Source organism: Dyadobacter sp. (assembly GCF_051859145.1).
In the GTDB taxonomy this organism is placed as follows: domain Bacteria; phylum Bacteroidota; class Bacteroidia; order Cytophagales; family Spirosomataceae; genus Dyadobacter.
The window spans coordinates 1-3,910 of the sequence record NZ_JBHYGF010000388.1; the positions used below are offsets into that span (position 1 = coordinate 1).

Here is a 3,910-nt window from a genome sequence, read left to right on the forward strand (position 1 = left end):
CGGCGTTTTCTGGATAATTACTTTTACGGGACCACTTTTTCACTCGATTATAACAGTTTCAAAAAGCTGACTGCCAGCATCGGCGGCGGCTGGAATAAATACGACGGTGACCATTACGGACGCATTATCTGGGCCAGAAATGCAGGTAATATTGAAAATGAGCACCGGTACTATTACAGTCAGGGAATCAAAAAGGATTTTAATGTTTACGGTAAATTATATTACCAGTTTACCGACAAGCTGAATGCATTTGCTGACCTGCAATTCAGGACAGTAAGTCACGCAATCCGCGGCACAGACAATGATCAGATCCAGCTTGCAGTTGATCAATCGTATTCATTTTTCAACCCAAAAGCAGGATTAACTTACCAGATCGCCGATCAAAGTTCGGTTTACGCATCTTACAGCATTGGTAACCGCGAGCCAAACCGTGATGATCTGACTGCAACTACGACTGCCATTTTATTCCCGAAAAGCGAAAGTCTGCAAAACGTAGAAGCGGGTTTCAGAACGCAGCAAGGCAAATGGGCTTTTGCGGCTAATTACTATTTAATGCATTACAAAAATCAGCTGGTACTCACCGGACAAATTAACGATGTTGGAAATTCAATCCGCGTGAATGTGCCAAAAAGTTACCGCACCGGCATTGAGCTTGAAGGCGCAGTGGCTTTCAACCGCTTTTTGAAATGGAATGTGAATGCAACTTTCAGTCAGAACAAGATCAACAATTTCACGGAGTATGTAGTTGATTATGACAATGGAGGTTACCAGACCATTGATCACGGAAAGTCGGATATTTCATTTTCACCTAATGTAATTGTAGGCAGCCAGCTGACTTATTCGATCTACAAAAACGTGGAGCTTGCGTTACTGACGAAGTATGTAGGCAAGCAATATCTCGATAATACCTCGACTGAAACCAGAAAACTCGACGCATATTTCACCAATGATATCCGACTGTCGTGGACGATCAAACCAAAATGGGCAAACGAAATCGGGTTCAATTTACTCGTGAACAACATCCTCGCCGAACAATACGAATCCAACGGATACACCTACGGCTACATCGCCGGCGGCGCATTGACACAAGAGAATTTCTACTTCCCACAAGCCGGCAGAAACTTTTTAGTGGGGCTGAATTTTAGGTTTTGATCTCGACTTTCTGGCTACCTTTGCCGCATGGAACTCAAAAATGACCTTTTGCTTCGTGCGGCGCGGGGCGAGAAAATGGAGCGGACGCCGGTTTGGATGATGCGCCAGGCGGGCCGGATTTTGGCTGAATATCGGGCTGTCAGGGAAAAAGCAGGCAGCTTTATCAAGCTGGCTACTACGCCTGAAATGGCCGCCGAAGTTACTTTGCAGCCAGTCGACCTGCTGGGCGTGGATGCGGCGATCATATTTTCAGATATCCTTGTGATCCCGGAAGCAATGGGGCTTCCTTATGAAATGATTGAGCAGCGCGGGCCTGTTTTCCCGGCTACTGTACATTCCATGCAAGACCTGGAAAAGCTACATATCGCTGAACCGGAAACGGATCTGAAATATGTACTCGACGCGATAAAGCTCACGAAACAGGGACTCGAAAACAGGGTTCCGCTGATCGGTTTTGCCGGTGCGCCTTTCACTATTTTCTGTTATATGACAGAAGGAAAAGGCTCCAAAACGTTTTCGGTTGCTAAAAAGCATTTGTACGCCGATCCTGAATTTTCACATACATTACTTCAAAAAATAACTGACAGCACCATTGCTTACCTCAAAGCACAGGTAGTTGCCGGCGCCAACCTGGTCCAAATCTTCGATTCCTGGGCGGGTATACTCTCTCCCGAACAATACCGGGTTTTCTCACTACCTTATATCAAGCAAATCTGCGACGCGATTAATGAGGTACCAGTAACTGTTTTTGCAAAAGGGGCATTCTTCGCCAGAAAAGAGATCAGTGAATTGAGCTGTGACGTGGTGGGGCTCGACTGGAACATGGATATCCGCGAATCGCGCGAGCTGATCCCCAACAAAACGCTGCAAGGTAACCTCGATCCCTGCGTGCTTTACGCTTCCTACGATCAGATCAGGATTGAAGTGAAGAAAATGCTGGAACAGTTTGGTACCCAGAAATACATTGCAAATCTCGGCCATGGCGTTTATCCCGACACTGATCCCGACAAAGTCCGCTGCTTTATTGAATCTGTTAAAGAATATTCCAGTCTGTAATGTCTTTGCCTAAAACAAAATGCGTGTTCCTCGATCGCGACGGGGTGCTCAATGAGGATTGTCCCGACTATATGTACGATCTCGGAAAGCTGGTCATTCCCGAAGGTGTGCCTGAGGCCCTTCAAATGCTGAAAAGTGCGGGTTATCTACTGATTGTAGTGACAAACCAGGCGGGAATTGCAAAAGGCTTGTACACAGCTGAAAACGTATATGCTATTCACGAAGCAATGCAAAAAGTTTCCGGAAATGCATTGGATGATCTGTACTTTTCTCCCGATCACCCGCAGTACTCCGGGGCTTCACTATCGCGAAAGCCGGGCTCGCTGATGCTTGAAAAGGCAATTGGCAAATACAACATTGATCCCGAACAATCCTGGATGATAGGCGACCGGGACAGGGATATGCAGGCGGGTAGAAATGCGGGGGTCAGAACAATTCACATTGTTCATGAAAATGAAAAATCGGAGGGCGATCATGCGGCTGCCAATTTATTGGAAGCAGCCAAAATCATCTTGAAAGCTGAAATTAGGCTTTAACTATCGGCGCAGTTTGTGGTGCTTTCTGAGTTGAGCCGTAAGCCGGGCAAGCATGCTTGGTGCAGGCAGAAGCTGCCAATGTTCCGCAAATCGCGAAAAGTACCAGTATCTTCTTCATTTTTCTGTTCGTATAAGATTTTGTCACCGTAAAAATATAAAAAAGTTCTTTGAATAAGTGTTACAGTCAGACTAATAACGAACTCATCCAAAGAACTTTATATTGTGCGGTTAAATTTTTGTTTCAACCAATTCTTCCTCTACTACTTCTGCCAGCGCGACGGTTGCATCTTCCTTACCGTCATTGTTATTGATCTGGCTCGTAAAAGGCTCTTCCTTAAAGCCCAGGATCCGAAGCATTGAATCGCTGTTTTGTTCTTCTGCAAAAACACGCGTCGTGATCTTTCCGTCCTCATCCTTATCTACCAAAACGTGTTTCGGAGCAGGGATCAGACAGTGCTGAATTCCTCCGTAGCCGCCCAGAGATTCCTGGTAAGCGCCGGTGTGGAAAAACCCGATGTATTGCTTTTCGGTTTCCTCTTCAAAAATCGGCATGTACAAATCGGCACTGTGCATTTCACTGTTATAGAAATCCTGCGAATCACAAGTAAGCCCGCCGAGGTTGACCTTCTGGTACGGACTGTCCCAGTTGTTGATCGGCAGCATAATGTACTTCTGGTTCATACCCCAGGAATCAGGCAGCTGGGTGATAAAAGATCCGTTGATCATGTACCAGAGCTCTTTGTCATTTTGCAGCTTTTTGTCAATGATTTCGTAAATCACCGCGCCGCTTTCACCCACAGTATAACTTCCGAATTCGGTAAAAATATGTGGTACAGGAACATTGTTCTTGTTACAGATCCACTGAATGTTCTCGATGATCTCATCGATCATCTGCTGGTAATCGTAACCAGACTGCAGCGAAGTTTGTATAGGTAACCCGCCACCAATATCGATCGAATCGAGGTCCGGGCAGATCTTTTGCATCTCGCAGTATTTAAACATAAAGCGGGTCAGCTCACTCCAGTAGTAGGCGCTGTCCTTAATACCTGTGTTGATAAAGAAGTGCAGCATTTTAAGCTTGAACCTTGGATTCGGCTCAATTTTCTCTTTGTAAAGCTGCTGCACGTCGTGGTACCTGATACCCAGACGCGATGTATAGAATGCAA

At 45.8% G+C, this 3,910-nt stretch carries 4 protein-coding genes and 1 pseudogene; 3 read left to right on the forward strand and 2 right to left on the reverse strand.

Features of this window, described 5'->3' with window-relative positions; translation table 11 throughout:
• From ACTIE6_RS19830 to ACTIE6_RS19840, 3 genes are all read left to right on the forward strand, one after another.
• The coding region (locus ACTIE6_RS19830; protein ID WP_439558298.1) for a TonB-dependent receptor at positions 1-1,152 on the forward strand (1,152 nt) is incomplete at its 5' end.
• 27 nt (positions 1,153-1,179) lie between these two features.
• Positions 1,180-2,208, forward strand: coding sequence for a uroporphyrinogen decarboxylase (gene hemE / locus ACTIE6_RS19835; RefSeq protein ID WP_439558299.1), 1,029 nt, complete (start codon positions 1,180-1,182; stop codon positions 2,206-2,208).
• Complete coding sequence (locus ACTIE6_RS19840) at positions 2,208-2,744, forward strand: D-glycero-alpha-D-manno-heptose-1,7-bisphosphate 7-phosphatase (RefSeq protein ID WP_439558300.1); 537 nt, start codon at positions 2,208-2,210, stop codon at positions 2,742-2,744. The genes hemE and ACTIE6_RS19840 overlap by 1 nt, the downstream gene beginning before the upstream one ends.
• On the opposite strand, the gene ACTIE6_RS19845 is transcribed toward ACTIE6_RS19840, so the two are convergent.
• Positions 2,734-2,862, reverse strand: a complete 129-nt coding sequence (locus ACTIE6_RS19845) for a hypothetical protein (RefSeq protein ID WP_439558301.1) — start codon at positions 2,860-2,862, stop codon at positions 2,734-2,736. The genes ACTIE6_RS19840 and ACTIE6_RS19845 overlap by 11 nt on opposite strands.
• 110 nt (positions 2,863-2,972) lie before the next feature.
• Positions 2,973-3,910 (reverse strand): annotated as a pseudogene (locus ACTIE6_RS19850) (arginine decarboxylase); the annotation flags it as partial.